The sequence below is a fragment of the Streptomyces sp. ADI95-17 genome, assembly GCF_003846175.1.
Classification (GTDB): domain Bacteria; phylum Actinomycetota; class Actinomycetes; order Streptomycetales; family Streptomycetaceae; genus Streptomyces; species Streptomyces sanglieri.
Window position 1 is genome coordinate 757,032 of record NZ_ML123047.1, and the last position, 17,055, is coordinate 774,086.

The following is a 17,055-nucleotide window of genomic DNA, read 5'->3' on the forward strand; positions in this document are numbered from 1 at the left end:
GACCCAATGCGTTCACTTATTTGTGTTCTCCAACATGTCGCGTATTCCGATCTTGAGTAAGCGGAATTCATGTTCTATTTGTGATGGGGAAGCTCCAGACATTTTGGACTCCGCGTACCTTTCGATCTGCTCTGCGAGCGGGTTGACACTGTATCCGTCCGCCACCAGCATGTGAACTGAGGAGATCAGACTCTGTCCTGCTATCTGTGATTGTCCAGCTGTGGGAGCGGATTTGATCATCTCGATGAGGACGGTGCCGAGGCGCTCTTCGCGTTTCTGTTGCTGAGCGGGGTCCTGGGCGAGTGGTGCCATGATGTTCATGCTGCCATCCATCCCAAGAATCGGATCCAATCCTGTAACGGTACCGGATTGAACCAGTGAATTCCTCATGGTGGTCGCACTTGGCACGCCATGCATGCGCCCTGTTTCCACGGACTGCACGAGTCTGTGATTCCTCCTCATGGCGCGTATGAATATTTCCAGAGCTTTCTGTGCGGTCTTCGTGGTTCGTGTGGCGCGACTGCGCAAAACTGTTTCGTTAAATTCTGAAGAGCTCAATGATTTCGCTATGTCTTGATCGGGTAAAGGTGTTCCGTATGCCTTTTGTGACTTCCTTCGCAAGTCTTCCGATACGCTGAGTATGTCGACAATTTTTCCCTTTTTGTTCATTTTTTGCTTGGCGGCATAGGCGCCAACAGCATTGACTCTCCCGATCACTCCTACGGATGAACTGCTTCGCTGGCTGTCTGGAGTGAATATCGAAACGGACTTTTCGATTGCCAGCACCTTTGCGCCGGGGCGAAAATATGCCATGACCATGGCTCTCTCGAAAGATGAAAGTTTGGTGAGAGAGTTTGCCCGTCCGCCTATCCAGCCGGAAATTGCCTTTGTTATTATCGGGCCGCGATCTTCGGTGAGTAAGAGGTGGGCAAAATATTCCTGCTCGACTTGCGCCAGGGCCGGAATGATGAGAAGTGCCAATTCTTGATCCTTGACGCTGATATTGCCTATGGTGATCGAGGGGTTGATCTTGGCGGTGATCGAACCGTCCTGTGACACCACCAGACTTGCGAGGCGGTACTGGCGACGCCAAATCCCTAGCCTTGCTTCCAGGGCTTTGTGGGACTTTCCTGACCCTACATATTTGGCAATTTTGGGTGTTAGGGAAGCTACTATTCGGTTGAGGTCTTCTTGTTTCTTTTGAGGGCTATCCTTTTCGCGGCTTTCATTTCCTTTATTCTTGGGATTGTTCTTGTTGTCTTTCTTTTTGAGTTTTTCCCAGAGGGCTTTTCCTTTCTTGGTGATGAAGCCGACGATTTTGTCAATGGCCCTGTTCACGGGGCGGGCGACGGCGTGGAAGACGCTCTTGACCTTGTTGGCGAGGGAGCCGATGCCGAGGAGTGAGGCGAGGAAGCCGATCAGCAGCGGGACGCTGGCGGCGAGGGCGGTTTCGACCATCTTGGGGACGCCTGCCGAGCCGCCGTTGGCGATGGCGATGACCGCGTCCAGGACGGCGTTGACGAACTCCACGATCTGGGCGCCCTGGTTCACGATGAACGTGACGATGTCGATGATTCCCTTGACCGCGCGGACGAACGCGGAGGCGGGGTTGAGGAGGGAGATGATCCAGGTGATGCCGGCGATGATGACGGTGGGGATCAGGTAGCTGGTGAGTTTTTCGAGGATGGTGGCCTTGAGGTCGCCGGCTTCCTCGGTGATTTCCTTGACGGCGCCTGCGGGGCCCTCGGTGGCGAGTTTCTTCGCGACGGGGACGGAGGACTCTACGGCGGTCATGGCCTGGTCGGGGATGCCCTTGCGGGTGATGCGGGCGCGGATGTTGGCCCAGGTCAGGCCGAGGAGGGAGCCGATGAGCTGGATGATGCCCTTGAGGTCGAACTTCTGGGGGAGTTCGAGGCCGGCCTTGACGGCGGTGCCGAGCAGCCAGGAGACGACGCCGGTCTTCAGGTGTTCGGCGATGTTGGTGATGAAGAGGTTGAGGCCGGCGCCGACCGCCTTGACCAGGTTGCCGAGGAACCCGATGGGGTCCTTGATGATCTTCATGATCGCGGAGGCGGCCTTGGCGAGGATGCCGAGGAGGAGGTTCTTGAGTTCGTTGATCGTCTTGATGACGCCGACGATCGCGTCCTTCGCCTTGTCCACCAGGCCCTTGTTGGCCTCCTGGAGTTTCTTGATCTCCTCGTCGACCTTGTTCAGGGCAGCGGTGTACTTCTGGGCGAGGTCCTGGACGAGCTGTTCGGACTTCTCGTTGACCGTGGCTTCCAGGTCGTCGAACTTTCCCGCGAAGTCGGTGGCGGCTTCCTGGCCGAACTCGCGCAGGTCTGCGGGGAGTTTGTCCACCTCGGCCTTGAGTTCCGTTCGGCCCTTGGCGATGCGGGCCTTCGCCTTGCCGAGTTCGGCGCCGATGATGTCGGCCACCGACGAGATGACGGTCTGCATCTTCGCGACGTAGAGCTTGCGGGCCTCCTGGAAGAGGTCGTTGGCCTCCTTCGGCATGCCCATCAGCTTGTCCTTGGCCCACTTCGCGGGGCCGAACATGCTTGAGTAGCGCTTGTCCTTGTACTTCTTCATGCGGCGCTTGTGGTCGGCGGTGAACGCGTCCCGGGCCGCCTTCTCCCCCTGCGTGAACGCGGTGTCGACCTTCTTGTCCAGGTCGGAGAGGGTGGTCTCGACGTCCTTCTTCGTGCCGTCGTAGACCTTCTGGAGCTTGGCCGTTACCTCGGCGCGTTTCTTCTCGTCCTTGGACTTCGTCTCGCCCTTGCCGCCGTCGACCTGCTTGCCGGCGGAGGTGCGGGTCGCGGTGAGGGTGTTCATGGCCTGGGCGCCGGAGGCCGCCGCCCCCGCCTTGGCGTTGGACAGTTGCTGGGCCTCGGCCGCCTTGCCCTTCGCGGGGGCCTTCGCCGAATCCGCCTCGGCGGTCTTCTTCGTGGAGAGGGCCTGGTCGAACTCGGGCTCGTTGCCCTTGGCCAGCTGGTCCTCGGTGACCTCGGCGTCCGCCATCGCCTGGTCATTGGCGGCCGGGCCCTGCGAGAAGTCGGTGACCGAGGCCGGCTGCTTCTCCGGTACCGCGTCGGCTGCCGAAGGTGCCCCCGGGTTGGCGGGCGGCTGGTCCGGGGACATCGGGGTGACCGGCTTGTCCTTGGCCGCCGCCGTGTCCGGCGGGGCCTTCGTCGCCGTGTCGATGTCCTTGGCCGAGGAGTCCTTGCCGTCCTTGACCTTGCCGTCGACCTCGTCCTTGATCTTGTCGGCCTTCCCCGACTTGGAGAACTTGTCCGCCTGGTCGAGGTTCTTCGGGGCCTGGGCGTCGATCGCCTTGTTCACCGCGTCGATGAACGCCTGCTTGTTGAACTCGCCCGGCTTCGCCGCGTTCATCTTCTCCGCGTTCGCCGCCTTGCCCTGCGCCTCCTTGTCGTCGGGCGGCGCGACCGCCGCGTCCTGCGCCGACTTCGACTCGGTGGCGGCGGGGGCGTGGTGGGCCAGGCGGATCTTCTTCGCCGCCACGTCGGACTTGACCTTGCGGAAGCCGGGGGCCTGGGCGGGCGACGGCTTCACCGGGGCCGTGTAGCGCTGGGCGACGAGGCGGGAGACCGCGCTGTTCCCCGCCGCGCGTTGCAGGCGTTGCAGGGTGCGGGGATCAGGGGCCGGGCGGTCGCCGGGCGGGCGGTCGACGGGTGGGCGTTCCGGTGCCGTCGTCGTACGGGAGACGTCTGTACGGGCAGCGGCGGGGCCCTTCTCCGGAACCGCCTTCATCCGCCCTCCCCCCGGCCGCACACGCTCCTGACCGCGCCTGATCCCTGGCCGCGCCTGGTCCCCGACCGCACACGCTCCCGACCGCACACGCTCCCGACCGCGCATGGTCCTGTCGCCGTCCCAGGGTGTGCGCGACACCCGCGCGGTACGCAGGGCAGGCGCACCGCGGTCGGGGGCAGCGCACGGCGGTACGTACAGCGCGACGGCATTGCCTGATCGGGCAGGGGCCGGTGCACGGGCGGGCGGCCGTGTGTCCGTTCCCGGTGATCGCCGGTCTCGCGAGAATTGCGGGCGTTCCCCGGCCAAGGAGAGACTCACATGCCGTCGTACCTGTCCCCGGGCGTCTACGTCGAAGAGATCGAGTCCGGATCCCGGCCGATCGAAGGGGTGGGCACCTCGGTCGCCGCCTTCGTCGGCTTCGCCCGCAAGGGCCCGTTCGACGAGCCGACGCTGATCACCAACTGGAGCCAGTTCGCCAGCACGTTCGGTGACTTCGTCGACGGTACGTATCTGGCGTCCGCCGTGTACGGGTTCTTCGCCAACGGTGGCGGCGTCTGCTACGTGGTGCGCATCGACGACGGCACCGAGCCGCAGGCAGAAGGGGACGACGAACGGAGCGCCGGGCAGCTGCCCGCCGGTTCGGAGACGCAGATCGGGCCGTACGCGGTGAAGCCCCGCCCCGGGGCGGCCGGCGAGATCACCGTCGAGGTCACCGAGGTGGAGGGGGACGATCCGCCCTCCGACGTCTTCCAGCTGATCGTGAAGCGCGACGGGCAGGTCGCGGAGACGTACCCGAGCGTCACGACCAAGCGCAGCAAGGAGAACGTCGCCACCCGGGTCAACGCCAAGTCCGAGCTCATCGAGATACGCGAGACCGGGCGCGGCGCCGCCCCGGCCAGGCCCGGGCCGCAGAGCGTGACGCTGGCTCCCGCCGCGCCCGCCTCTCCCGACGCCGGGGCGCTGACCCCCGAGCTGTACGTCGGCGACCCCGACCGCCGCACCGGGCTCGGTGGGCTCGAAGCGGTCGAAGAGGTCACGACCATCGCCGTGCCGGACCTGATGAGCGCGTACGAACGCGGGCTGCTGGACCTGGAGTCGGTGATCGCCGTGCAGCAGGGGCTCATCAGCCACTGCGAGTTGATGGGCGACCGGGTCGCCATTCTCGACCCGCCGCCGGGACTGAGCCCGCAGCAGATCCGCGCCTGGCGCACCGACCGGGCCAACTTCGACTCCAAGTACGCCACGCTCTACTACCCCTGGATCCGGGTCGCCGACCCCTCGTCCGGGCGCGCCCGGCTCGTCCCGCCGAGCGGCCACATCGCCGGAGTCTGGGCCCGCAACGACGAGTCGCGCGGGGTGCACAAGGCCCCCGCCAACGAGGTCGTACGCGGTGCGGTCGCCCTGCAGACCCAGCTGACCAAGGGCGAACACGATCTGCTCAACCCGATCGGGCTGAACTGCATCCGGTCCTTCCCCGGGCGCGGCATCCGGGTCTGGGGCGCGCGCACGCTGGCCTCCGACCCGGCCTGGCGCTATCTGAACGTCCGGCGCCTCTTCAACTACCTGGAGGAGTCGATCCTCGCCGGTACGCAGTGGGTCGTCTTCGAACCGAACGACGACGCCCTGTGGGCCCGTATCCGGCGCACCGTCTCGGCGTTCCTGGTCAACGAGTGGCGCAAGGGGGCGCTGTTCGGGCTCACCCCGGAAGAGGCGTTCTACGTCAAGTGTGACCGCGAGACCAACCCGCCGGAGAGCATCGACGCAGGTCAGGTCATCTGCGAGATCGGGGTGGCACCGGTCAGGCCGGCCGAGTTCGTCGTCTTCCGCCTCTCCCAGCTGACCGGGGGCACCGGCGGCGTCGACGAGTAGCGCGGCCCGGTCCCCTAGGTCCACCAAGCGGTAAGAGCCGTAAAGGAGCCTGTTGTGCCACTTCCCGATCTCGACAGCACCGTCGGAGCCTCCTTCGGCCTCGAATTCGACAGCGTCGTCATCAAGCAGATCACTGAGGTCAGTGGTCTGAAGATGGAGCAGGACGTCATCGAGCTGAAGCAGAACACCGCCGACGGCCGCTACGCCATCAAGAAGCTCCCCGGCAGGCCGAAGGCCGGTGAGGTGACCGTGACCCGCGGTCTCACCGAGGACAACAGCTTCGAACGGTGGATCAAGGACTCCCGGTTCGGCCGGATGACCGCGGCCCGCCGCAACGGCGCGGTCATCGTGTACGACCACGAGGGCATCGCCATCAAGCGCTACAAGCTCATCAACGCCTGGCCGAAGTCCCTGGAGATCGGCACCCTCAAGGCCGGTGACACCTCGGTCCTCACGGAGAAGCTCGCGATCACGTACGAGAGCATGGAACTCGACTGATGCGACGTACGACATCGGCGGACGCCCTCGAACGCTCGGACCCGAACGCCCCGGCCGCCGGGACCGGGCGGTCCGGGCAACGGGAGCCGCTCCGTACCGAGTTCACCTTCGAGCTGCCGCGCGGGTACGTCGACGAGACGGGCGCCGTGCACCACACGGGCGTCATGCGGCTCGCGACCGCGCGCGACGAACTCGTGCCGCTGCGGGACGACCGGGTGCGCGAGAACTCCGCGTACCTCTCGGTCGTGCTCATCGCCAGGGTCGTCACCCGGATCGGCACGATCGACGACATCCACCCCGGCATCATCGAGGACCTCTTCGCCTCCGACCTGGCCTTTCTCCAGGACTTCTACCGGCGGATCAACGCCGAGGGGCACACCCGCGCCGCCGTCTCCTGCCCGGCCTGCAAGGAGGAGTTCGCGGTGAATCTCGCCGGTGGCCGCCTGGGGGAATCGTGACGTACGCGGCCGACCTGCTCTACGAGGAGGTCGCGTACCTCGCTTATCACTTCCACTGGCCGCTCGATGAGCTGCTGGACCTGGAACACCCGGAACGACTGAGGTTCGTCGCACAGATCGCTCGCCTCAACGGGCAGTAGCGAACAGCGCAGGGAGGGCGGGAGAATCCATGGGCCTGATGTCCTGGCTGCGCGGCGGCGGGCGTACGGAGACGAGTGCGGGTACGGGGGCAGGCGGCGCTGGTTACGCTCCGGCGGCGGCGCCGCGCGAGCGGGTCGATCCGGCCGAACTGCCGCCCATTCAGCGGATGTTGGGTGGTCAGGATCTGGTCATCGATCCGTCCGGGTTCCAGGGGTCGCTCGCCACCCGGCAGGACACCTCGCTCGGCACTCCCCTCGGGCATCTGGTCAGCCCGGACGCGCCCACCGGACTGGTGCACGGGATCACCGCCCCGGCTCCGGCGGAGAGCCCGTCGCCGGTGCAGCGGTCCGCGGAGCGGCCGGGGGAGGTGTCGGTCCGGACCGGGTACGTGCCTCTGCCCCGGCCCATGCCTGTGCAGCGTGCTGCCGCGAGCGGTGCGCCCGCGATGACGTCGGCTGGTGAGTCGGCCGTGGCGGGCCTGCCGGTACGCCAGTTGGTGGGTGAGCAGCCTCTCGTAGCGGCCTCGGCTCCGGAACCGGCGGCGGAGGCGTCCTCCGGCCCGGCCGTTCAGCGGTCTGCGCTGCCGTCTTCCCCGGACCGGCCCCGGCGGGCGCCCGGTCTCGGGGCACCCATGTCCGCACTGCCGCCCACCGCACAGCGGCAGGCCGCCCACGCCGCCCCGGAGGCGGAAGCGGCAGCCGGGAGCTATGAGGCCGCTGCGGCTCCCGAGGCCTCGGAGGTCCGCGAGGCCCCCGAGGCTCCCTCCGCGTCGTCCGGAGTTCCGGAGCCTGCCCCCGACACCAGTGGGGCCACCGCTCCGTTGCTCGGAGACTCCCCACTACTCCCCGCCGCGTCCGAGCCCGTACCGGCGGCACCCGCGCCGGCGGTGCAGCGGTCCTCCGCCGTGTCCTTTCCGGGCCCGCTCGCACCGCCCCGGACATCCGACCCGGTCGCGCCGCTGCTCGCCGAGCGGCCCGTGGCGCTCCAGGCCGGGCCGGGCGGCGGTGTGGGCGCCGTACAGCGTTCGGCCGTGGACGGGGCGGAGGCAGAGACGGCAGGGGTTCCGTCGGCCGGCACGGGGGCGAGGCCCGGTCCGTCGTCGTACTCGCCGCCGTCCGCCTCGCCGTCCGCTCCGCCGGATTCCGTTCCGGTGCGCTGGACCTCGGACCGGGCGGGCGTGCCCTCGGTGACGCCGGCCGCGTCCCTGCCGGCGGCGTTGCAACGTACGGCTACGGCTACGGCCACGGCCCCGGGGGAGGCGGCGCGTACGTCGTATCCGTCTCGTCCCGCCCTACAGCGTCAGGCAGTTGGCGGGCCGCCGGTGCCGCGTTCGTTGCCGGGTTCCGGTAGTCGTTCCGCACCGGCCGCCGCTTCTGCCCCTTCCGTGACCTCGACCTCCTTCACCACCGCCGGTTCGGCCGCCGTGGCCGCCGGAGTCGCTCAGCGGATGGCGGACGGCAGCGTCGTCTTCGGGTCGCCGCCGCCCTCGTACTCGGCGGCCGTCGTCCAGCGCGAGACGGAGAGCGAGGAGCCGCCGCCTCCGGATCCGCCCCAGGACGCCGCGCCGGAACCCGAGCCGGAACCGGAACCCGGGCCAACGGCCGAGGCCCACGGCGCGCCCGGCGCTTCCGGGGCCGCCCCCGCCCACGGAGGAGCGCCCGTCGTCAGCGACGAACTGGTACGCGCCCTGTACGCGCCGCTCAGCAGGCTCTTCAAGGCGGATCTGCGGCTGGAACGCGAACGTGCGGGCTTCCTCATCAACACCAGGCACTGAGAACGAGGCAACACCAGGCACTGAGAACGAGACAAGACCAGGCACTGAGAACGAGAGGTACGGACCATGGCCACCGCCCAGGAGAACGATCCCGCCGTCAGTGTCTGCTTCGTCGTCACGATCGACGACATCGAGCTCGGATCGTTCAACACATGCGACGGGCTGGGCTGCGAAGTGGTGCTCGAAACCCGTGAGGAGGGCGGCAACAACGGGCATCTGTGGCAGCTGCCGACCCGGCTGAAGTACTCGAACGTCAAGCTGTCCCGGCCGCTCACCAAGGAGACCGAGAAGGTGGCGCGCTGGTTCGCCACCATGACGACCGGGTTCAGCCGCAAGACGGCGCACATCGAGGCACGGACCGGGGACGGGCAGAAGGTGGCCCAGTGGGGGCTGCTGGAGGTCGTGCCGGTCCGCTGGACCGGGCCCTCCTTCACCCCCGAATCGCCCAAGGTCGCGATGGAGACGATCGAGATCGCCCATCACGGCTATGTGATGGAGGGCTGAGCGTCGTGAGCGGTGCCGGTCCCATCGCCTTCAGCGCCGCCGGTACGTCCGGGGCGGCGGGAGCGAAGGCGGGCAAGGGCGGTTCGGCCCGGCCCAAGCTGGAGCACGCCTATCTGGAGCTGCGGACCCCGCCGACCGGCGGCGGCCTCACCCCCGGCGGCCCGTGCGGGCGGATCGACTTCCAGTTCAACCCCAAGGAACTGAGCCTCACCAAGGCCGCTTCCTGGAAGCGGAGTCCGGCCAAGGGCGCGAAGAGCTCCGGCCCGCCGGAGTACCAGGGCTCGCAGCCCAGCAAGCTCACCGTGGAGATGTTCTTCGACGCCAGCGACACCCAGGACACCCGGGTGGTGACTTCGGTGGAGCAGCTCTTCGCCTGCTGCGTGCCGACGAACGAGACCCGGCAGCAGCAGCGGTCCTCGCCGCCGTGGGTGGTCTTCCACTGGGGCGGGCTGACCGGGTTCCCCGGCTACGTGAGCCAGGTGCAGGCGAAATACACCCTGTTCACCACGTCGGGCGTGCCGATCAGGGCCGTCTGCCAGGTGACGATGGAGGAGATCAGCGGCGACACCCCGGGCCAGAACCCGACCTCGGGCGCCCTCGCCGCCCGCCGGGTGCACCAACTGGGCGCCGGGGACTCGCTGCCCTCGCTCGCCCAGCGCGAGTACGGCGACCCGGCGGCCTGGCGGGTGATCGCCGAGGCGAACGGGATCGACGACCCGCTGCGGCTGGCCCCCGGACGGCAGCTGCTGCTCCCCGCGCTCGACGAGCTGAACCGGCTCCGAGAGGCCGAGGGCGGAGGGCGGTCCTGATGGCGCAGTCGGGCGTCGCGACGGCGCTGGTGGTGGAGTTCGGCGGCAGTCCGCTGCCGGCGAAGTTCGTGAACACCCTGGTCGAGGGGTACGTCGACGACAGCCGGACACTGCCCGACCTGTTCCTCCTGCGCTTCCGCGACCCGGACCGGGTGCTGCTGGAGCAGACCGGGCTGAAGATCGGCAGCGAGGCCCGGCTGCTGGCCCGCGCGGGCGGCGACTCGGCACCGAAGCCGCTGCTCAAGGGGGTCGTCACCGCTCTGGAGGTGGAGCTCGACGAGACCGGCACGTTCACCGTCGTACGCGGGCTCGACGAGTCGCACCGGCTGTTCCGGGGGCGCCGGGTGGCCAGCTACCAGAACATGACGCTCGCCGACATCTGCGCCCAGGTCGCCCAGCGCGCCGGACTCAAGCCGGGCACCGTCGACGTGGCCGGTCCGGTGCTCGAACACATCGCCCAGCCCAACGTCACGGACTGGGAGTTCATCCGGGACCTGGCCGAGGAGGCGGGCGCCCAGGCGTATGTGCTCGACGGTCAGCTGCACATCACCCGGCCCGCGGAGGCGAGCGGCGCACCCGACGGTTCGGCGCGGGCCGACCGCGACCCGCTGGTCCTGGAGATGGGCAGCAACCTGCTGCGCTGCCGGGCCGGGGTGTCCTCCGCCGAGCAGGTCTCCGAGGTCGAGGTGCGCGGCTGGGACGTCAAGGCCAAGCAGCCGCTGGTCGGGCGGGCACCCGCAGGGAAGTCGGCGACGCTGGAGCTGGGGGTGAGCGCGGCCGAGGTGTCCGCCCCGTTCGGCGAGGCGCGCTTCGTGGTCACCGACGCGGCGTACGGGGCGCAGGCGCAGGTGGACCAGGCGGCGAAGGCCCTGGCGGAGCGGATCGCCGGGTCGTTCGCGGAGCTGGAGGCGGTGATCCGGGGGAACCCGGAGGTGCGGGCCGGCAGCGCGGTGGCGCTCAACGCGGTGGGGGCGCCGTTCGAGGGGCGGTACACGGTCACGTCGTCCCGGCATGTCTTCGACCCGGTGCGCGGCTACGAGACCTGGCTCACCGTCTCCGGGCAGCAGGAGCGTTCGCTGTTCGGGCTGACCGGCGGCGGGCCTGGTTCGGGTGGCCCCGGTGCGGGGTCCGGTGGGGGTTCACGGTGCGCGGGGCTGGTCAGCGGGACGGTCACGGACACCCATGACCCGGAGGGCTCGGGCCGGGTCAAGGTGCGGTTCCCCTGGCTGTCGGACGAGTACGCCAGCGACTGGGCGCGTACGGCCCAGTCGGGCGGGACGAGCGGCGGCGAGGCGTTCATCCCCGAGGTCGGGGACGAGGTGCTGGTGGGGTTCGAGCACGGCCATCTGGACCGCCCGTACGTCCTGGCGGGTCTGTACAACGGGAAGGACCGGCCGTCACAGGGCAGCGGCGGGGGTGGTGGCGGTGGGAGCGGCAGCGCTCCGGCGGGCGCGGCCGGTGCCGTGGCCGGTGCGGTGTCCGGCAGCCCGGACACCTCGGGGTCCGCCCCGGAGTCCGCCGCCCCGGGCGCCCCCCTCGTCGACCCGACCAGCGGGGCCGTCAACCGGCGTTCGATCGCCTCCAAGAGCGGCAACCAGCTGGAACTCCTGGACGACGCCAACGGCCCGCAGGGCGTACGCCTGCTCACCGGCGACGGAAAGCTGAAGATCGATCTGGACCGCAAGGGCACCGTGATCGTGATCAACAGCGACGGCAGCGTGAACATCGAGGCCCAGCAGCAGGTGTCCATCAAGGCCGCCCGCGGCGTCGCGCTGGACGGCGGGCAGGGGACGCTCGAACTGAGCGGCGACAGCGTCACGTTGAAGTCCCGCAGCGGAGTGAGCGTCGACGGCGGGACCGGCGAGGTCAAGCTCTCCACCGGCGGCACGGTGGCCGTGCAGGGCGGTCAGGTCACGGTCGACGGAACGCAGCGCACCGACATCAAGAGCGGCGGCTCCCTGGCCGTCAACGCACCCATGGTGAAGATCAATTGACGGCGCGGACGCGCGGAGCGAGAGGAACGGACTGCCATGTCAGCAGCCGCACGGGTCGGTGACCCCACCGGCCACCCCGGCACGGTCGGGCCCCCCGGCGTCCCGACCGTGCTGATCGGCGGGCTCCCCGCCGCCACGGTCGGCACCCCGCACCTGTGCGCGATGCCGCCGCCCGCGGTCCACGCCCCGTCCGCGATCGTCCCGCCCGGCAGCACCACGGTGCTGATCGGCGGCCGTCCCGCCGCCCGGGTCGGGGACCGGGCCGCCTGCGGCGCGCCGATCGTGTCCGGGTGCCCGACGGTGCTGATCGGAGGCTGAGCGTCCATGGGACAGGAGTTCATCGGCGCGGGCTGGGCCTTCCCGCCGCGCACCGACGCCACCGGCTCCATCGCCCTGGTGCGCGGTGAGCACGAGCTGGAGGAGTCGATCCGGCTGATCCTCGCGACATCGCCGGGCGAGCGGCCGATGCGCCCGGAGTTCGGCTGCGCCGTCAACGACTACGTGTTCGCCCCGGCGGACGCGGGCACGGCCGGGCAGCTCGCCTACGAGGTGCGGCTCGCACTGGACCGGTGGGAGCCCCGGATCGAGGTCACCGAGGTCGTCGTCCGGTTCGACGAGGCGGACAACGGCGTCCTGTACATCGACATCGGCTACACCGTGCGGGGCGCCAACGACCCCCGGAACCTGGTCTTCCCGTTCTATGTGATCCCGCAGCACGAAGAGGTGGACGGCGCGTGACACTGCCCAGCCCGCACCTGGACGACCGTCACTTCCAGGGCCTGGTCGACGAGGCGAAACGGCTCGTCCAGCAGCGCTGCCCCGAGTGGACCGACCACAATGTGTCGGACCCCGGAGTGACCCTCATCGAGGCCTTCGCGACCATGGTCGACCAGCTCGTCTACCGGGTGAACCGCGTTCCGGAGAAGAGCTATCTGACCTTCCTCGACCTGATCGGGGTCCGGCTCCACCAGCCCACGGCCGCCCGCACCGATGTGACGTTCCGGCTCTCCGCGCCACAGCCCGAGCCGGTACGGGTACGGGCCGGCACGGAGGTCGCGACCGTACGCACCGAGACCGAGGAAGCGGTGGTCTTCACGACCGAGGGCGAACTGTCCATAGCTCCCTGCGAGTTCGCCCATCTCGCCACCTGGCCGACGTCCGGCGACACCCTGGACCGTACCGAGGAACTCGCGCTCGGCCGCTCCGTCCCCTGCTTCGGCGCCACGCCCGCGCCCGGCGACGCCCTCTATGTCGGCCTGTCCGCGGCCGTCCCCGCGGGCGTCGTCGTGCTCCGGCTGGACTGCGCCGTCGAGGGCGTCGGCGTGGACCCGCTGCGACCGCCCCTGGTCTGGGAGGCGTGGGACGGCGGCGCCTGGACCGCCTGCGAGGTCGAGAAGGACGACACCGGCGGCTTCAACCGGTCCGGAGAGCTGATCCTGCACCTCCCGAAGGGCCACACCCCGAACGTCGTCGTGCGCCGGACCGGCGGCTGGCTGCGCTGCCGGCTGGTGGAGGCCGCCCCGGGGCAGCCCACCTACATGGCGCCCCCGGTGGTCCGCCGGATCACCGCGTTCACGATCGGCGCGACCGTCGGCGCCGTGCACGCCGAGACCGTGACCGACGAGGTGCTCGGCCCGGCCGAGGGCGTACCCGGCCAGACCTTCACGATCAGCCGCCCGCCCGTCGTACCCGGCGACTTCGTCGTCGAGGTCGCGGATCCGGCGGGCGGCCCGCAGGGCACGGAGTGGACCCGGGTCGACGACTTCGCGCACTCGGGCCCCGAGGACCGGCACATCACGCTCGACCCCAACTCGGGGCGGGTCGAGTTCGGCCCGGCGGTACGGGAGCGGGACGGCTCCATCCGCTACTACGGGAAGGTGCCGCCGAAGGGCGCCACCGTACGCGTGCGTTCGTACCGCACCGGCGGCGGCCTGCGCGGCAACGTCGCCCGCTCCACCCTCCGGGTGCTGCGCAGCGCCATCCCGTACGTGGCCCGGGTGGAGAACCGCGGCGCGGCGCTGGGCGGGGTGGACGGCGAGACGGTGGAGAGCGCACGGGTGCGCGGGCCGATGACGCTGCGGACCCTGCACCGGGCCGTCGTGCCGCACGACTACGAGCTGCTGGCCCGCGAGGTCGCGCCCGACGCGGCCCGGGTGCAGTGCATCCCGGCCGGCGAGGACTCGGACGTCGAGGCGGGCGGGGTGCGGCTGCTCGTCGTACCGGCCGGGCGCAGCGACGAGCAGGGACGGATCCGGTTCGACGAGCTGATCCCGCCGCAGCAGACCCTCGCCCTGATCGCGGGCCATCTGGACGAACGCAGGCCCATCGGCGCCCGGTTGGTGGTTGAGCGGCCCTTCTACCAGGGCGTCACGGTGGTCGCCACGGTCCAGGCCCGCCGAGGTGCCGTGCTGGAGAAGGTGCGGGAGGAGGCGCTGACCGCCCTCTACAGCTACTTCAACCCGCTGAGCGGCGGACCGGGCCGGGACGGCTGGCCGTTCGGCCGGCCGATCCAGTCGGGCGAGGCGTTCGCCGTGCTCCAGCAGGTGGCGGGCGTGGACCTGGTGGAGGACGTACGCCTCTTCCCCGCGGACCCCGTGAACGGGCAGCGCGGCGAACCCACCACCAAGATCGCGCTGGACCGGCACGCGCTGGTCTTCAGCTACGAGCACCAGCTCCGGGTACGGGAGGCCTGACCACCATGCGCACAGCCGTGACCGGCCTGCCGACACCGCACCCGCTGATCGAACAGCTCCCGGCGGTCTACCTGGAACAGGACTTCCTGCAACGGTTCCTCGCGGCGCTCGACGACGTACTCGCCCCGGTCCTGCTCTCCATCGACAACCTGCCCGCCCACCTCGACCCGCGCAGCGCGCCGGAGGACTTCCTCGACTGGCTGGCCCAGTGGGTGGCCGTCGACACCCGCGCGGACCACCCGGTCGAGCAGCGGCGGGCGACGGTGCGCGGCGCGGTCGAGCGGCACAGCCGACGGGGCACCCGGCGCGGTCTCGCGGAGGCGGTGCTGCTGGAGACCGGGATCGAGCCGGAGATCGTGGAGAGCGGCGGCACGGCGTGGTCGACGATGCCGCACACCCGGTTCCCGGGCGGCCCAAGGCCCTGGGTGACGGTCCGGGTCCGGGCCACGCGGCCGTACCAGGTCGACCGGGTGCGGCTGGAGGAGCTGATCCGTACGGAGATACCGGCGCATGTGGGCTTCGACCTGGAGGTGCTGTGATCTGCGAGTCGTGCGGGCAGAACAACGCGCCGGGGACGCAGTTCTGTACGTCGTGCCAGGCGTTCCTGGAATGGGAGGAGCCGCCGAGCGGGACCCCGGCGCCCTCCACCACCCGGCCGCCCCGGGCACATTGGGATCTCCACGTTCCTCCGGCCGCCCCCGCGCCGCAGCCGGATCCCCAGCCCCGGCCCCGGCCGCAACCGTCCCCCCAGCCCTCCCCGCAGCCCCCCGCGACCGCCGCCCCGCGCCGCCCCGGTGACGAGACGGACGAGCCGGTGCCGGGGCCCGAGGCGCTGCCCGACGCACCGCCCGAACCCGCGAACACACCCCCGGGCCCACCGCCCGCACCGCCCGTCGTCTGCCCCAACTGCCGTACGGAGAACGCCCCGGAGCGCACCATGTGCGTCCGCTGCGCACTGCTCCTGAACCCGGGACCGCCGCCCGAGGTGCGGCCTGTCTGGTGGCGCCGGATCTTCCGGCGGCGGCCGCGTCAGGCGCCCACCGCGGGCACCCGGCCGAAGCGCCGGCTGTGGCGCCGCCCCGGTCTGGCGCTGCCGATCGTGCTGATCGTGCTGGCCTGCGGGGTCTGGTTCGCGCTTCCGCACGTGCCCGGCTGGTTCGGCTTCGCCAAGGACGAGACCGGGACGCCGGAGGCGGTGCCACCGACCCGGTTCCGGGCCTCCAGCAGGGCTCCGGGACACCCGGCGGGTGCGGCGTTCGACGGCTTCAACAACCGCTACTGGGCACCCTCGGCCGCCGGACCCGACACCGGGGTGGGCCAGTACCTGGAGTGCGACTTCGAGCAGCCGGTGCGCGTACTGAAGCTGGTGGTCTTCTCGGGCACGTCGGCCAAGATGGACGAGTTCCTCACCCAGGCCCGCCCGGCGAAGATCACCGTGCTGCTCACCTCCGCCGACGGAACCAGCGTCAGCAAGAAGCTGCGGGTCAAGGACCAGCCGGGCCAGCAGACCTTCGACCTGCGCGGCTCGGAGATCGTCAGGGCGCGGCTCACGACCGACACCACCTACGGAGCGGGCCCCGACCGTCGTCTCGCCGTCGCCGAGATCGAATTCTTCGGCCGCAGGAGCTGACCGGGGCGGAGACGGCCCCGCCGGGACGGGAAGGCCGAATCGTTTGTTCGCCCGTGCCGGGGCCTCCGATGATCCAGGATGGACGGCACAGCCGGCCCACCTCATCGGAGTCCTCTCATGACCACAGGCCAGGACACGCCAGCATCCCGGATAGACACCAGCAGGCCGCACCCGGCACGGGTGTACGACTTCCTGCTGGGCGGGAAGGACAACTACCTCGTCGACCAGAAGGTCGGCGAGAAGCTGCCCGAAGTGGCCCGGCGTGCCTGCCTGTTGAACCGGGCGTTCATGCACCGGGCGTCGGCGTGGGTAGCCGGCACGGGCGTCGACCAGTTCCTCGACATCGGCACCGGCATCCCCACCGAACCGAATCTGCACCAGATCGTCCAGGCGGTCGCCCCGGCGGCCAGGGTCGTCTACACCGACAACGACCCCGTCGTCCTGCGTCACGCCGAGGCCCTGCTGACCAGTACGCCGCAGGGCGTCACCTCGTACATCGAGGCGGATGTCCGCGACCCGGAGGCGATCCTCGCGCACGCCCGCGAGGTGCTGGACTTCGACCGGCCGATCGCGCTGTCGCTGATCGCGCTGATGCACTTCCTGACGGACGAGGAGGACCCGTACGGCCTCACCCGCACCCTCGTCGACGCGTTGCCGTCCGGCAGCTACCTGATCCTCTCGCACGGCACCGCGGACTTCCTGCCGGCCGAGCTGACCGAGCGGATCGGCAGTACGTACCGGGAGGGCGGCATGACGCTGCTCGCCCGCGACCGCGCCCAGGTCGAGCGGTTCTTCGAGGGGCTGGAGTTCGTGGCCCCCGGGCTGGTGTCCGGCCCCGAGTGGTACAAGGACACCCCGGCGCCGGAGTACGAGCCCAACGGCGTGTACGTGGGCGTGGCACGGGTCCGCTGAGAACG

The 17,055-nt window shown here is 69.9% G+C and carries 17 protein-coding genes; 14 read left to right on the forward strand and 3 right to left on the reverse strand.

Going from position 1 to position 17,055, the window contains the following annotated elements; genetic code table 11:
* Positions 1-12: 12 nt before the first annotated feature.
* Complete coding sequence (locus tag EES42_RS22415; RefSeq protein WP_241196508.1) at positions 13-3,768, reverse strand: phage tail protein; 3,756 nt, start codon at positions 3,766-3,768, stop codon at positions 13-15.
* 318 nt (positions 3,769-4,086) lie between these two features.
* On the opposite strand from EES42_RS22415, the gene EES42_RS22420 reads away from it, so the two are divergent.
* The 4 genes from EES42_RS22420 to EES42_RS44820 are packed head-to-tail and all read left to right on the forward strand — an operon-like array spanning position 4,087 to position 6,733.
* A complete protein-coding gene (locus tag EES42_RS22420; protein ID WP_124720008.1) occupies positions 4,087-5,637 on the forward strand; it encodes a phage tail sheath family protein in 1,551 nt (516 codons plus the stop codon).
* A gap of 54 nt (positions 5,638-5,691) precedes the next feature.
* Positions 5,692-6,135, forward strand: coding sequence for a phage tail protein (locus tag EES42_RS22425; protein ID WP_072488539.1), 444 nt, complete (start codon positions 5,692-5,694; stop codon positions 6,133-6,135).
* Positions 6,135-6,593, forward strand: a complete 459-nt coding sequence (locus tag EES42_RS22430; RefSeq protein WP_124720009.1) for a hypothetical protein — start codon at positions 6,135-6,137, stop codon at positions 6,591-6,593. The genes EES42_RS22425 and EES42_RS22430 overlap by 1 nt, the downstream gene beginning before the upstream one ends.
* A complete protein-coding gene (locus EES42_RS44820) occupies positions 6,590-6,733 on the forward strand; it encodes a DUF6760 family protein (protein WP_093896703.1) in 144 nt (47 codons plus the stop codon). Before EES42_RS22430 ends, EES42_RS44820 begins: the two co-directional genes overlap by 4 nt.
* A gap of 178 nt (positions 6,734-6,911) precedes the next feature.
* Here the strand turns inward: EES42_RS44820 and EES42_RS22435 are convergent, their stop codons facing one another.
* Positions 6,912-7,142: a hypothetical protein gene (locus tag EES42_RS22435; protein ID WP_124720010.1), complete on the reverse strand. Its 231-nt coding sequence runs from the start codon at positions 7,140-7,142 to the stop codon at positions 6,912-6,914.
* A 297-nt stretch (positions 7,143-7,439) separates the two neighbouring features.
* Positions 7,440-7,979, reverse strand: a complete 540-nt coding sequence (locus tag EES42_RS22440; RefSeq protein WP_124720011.1) for a hypothetical protein — start codon at positions 7,977-7,979, stop codon at positions 7,440-7,442.
* 139 nt (positions 7,980-8,118) lie between these two features.
* Between EES42_RS22440 and EES42_RS22445 the strand changes: the two genes are divergently transcribed.
* From EES42_RS22445 to EES42_RS22490, 10 genes are all read left to right on the forward strand, one after another.
* Entirely contained in the window at positions 8,119-8,508 is a 390-nt protein-coding gene (locus tag EES42_RS22445; protein ID WP_124720012.1) for a hypothetical protein, read from the forward strand.
* A gap of 66 nt (positions 8,509-8,574) precedes the next feature.
* Positions 8,575-9,012, forward strand: a complete 438-nt coding sequence (locus tag EES42_RS22450; RefSeq protein ID WP_072488542.1) for a phage tail protein — start codon at positions 8,575-8,577, stop codon at positions 9,010-9,012.
* 5 nt (positions 9,013-9,017) lie between these two features.
* Positions 9,018-9,821: a CIS tube protein gene (locus EES42_RS22455; protein ID WP_124720013.1), complete on the forward strand. Its 804-nt coding sequence runs from the start codon at positions 9,018-9,020 to the stop codon at positions 9,819-9,821.
* The gene (locus EES42_RS22460; RefSeq protein ID WP_124720014.1) at positions 9,821-11,815 is read left to right on the forward strand and encodes a VgrG-related protein; all 1,995 of its coding nucleotides are present in this window, start codon (positions 9,821-9,823) and stop codon (positions 11,813-11,815) included. Before EES42_RS22455 ends, EES42_RS22460 begins: the two co-directional genes overlap by 1 nt.
* A gap of 36 nt (positions 11,816-11,851) precedes the next feature.
* Positions 11,852-12,133: a PAAR domain-containing protein gene (locus EES42_RS22465; RefSeq protein WP_124720015.1), complete on the forward strand. Its 282-nt coding sequence runs from the start codon at positions 11,852-11,854 to the stop codon at positions 12,131-12,133.
* A gap of 6 nt (positions 12,134-12,139) precedes the next feature.
* Positions 12,140-12,553 (forward strand): GPW/gp25 family protein, encoded by a 414-nt coding sequence (locus tag EES42_RS22470; RefSeq protein WP_124720016.1) that lies wholly within the window; start codon positions 12,140-12,142, stop codon positions 12,551-12,553.
* Entirely contained in the window at positions 12,550-14,508 is a 1,959-nt protein-coding gene (locus EES42_RS22475) for a putative baseplate assembly protein (protein ID WP_124720017.1), read from the forward strand. Before EES42_RS22470 ends, EES42_RS22475 begins: the two co-directional genes overlap by 4 nt.
* A 5-nt stretch (positions 14,509-14,513) precedes the next feature.
* On the forward strand, positions 14,514-15,047 hold the full coding sequence (locus tag EES42_RS22480) for a phage tail protein (protein WP_124720018.1): 534 nt from the start codon (positions 14,514-14,516) through the stop codon (positions 15,045-15,047).
* Positions 15,044-16,138, forward strand: a complete 1,095-nt coding sequence (locus EES42_RS46300) for a discoidin domain-containing protein (RefSeq protein WP_241196509.1) — start codon at positions 15,044-15,046, stop codon at positions 16,136-16,138. Before EES42_RS22480 ends, EES42_RS46300 begins: the two co-directional genes overlap by 4 nt.
* 117 nt (positions 16,139-16,255) lie before the next feature.
* A complete protein-coding gene (locus tag EES42_RS22490) occupies positions 16,256-17,050 on the forward strand; it encodes an SAM-dependent methyltransferase (RefSeq protein ID WP_124720019.1) in 795 nt (264 codons plus the stop codon).
* Positions 17,051-17,055: the final 5 nt, after the last annotated feature.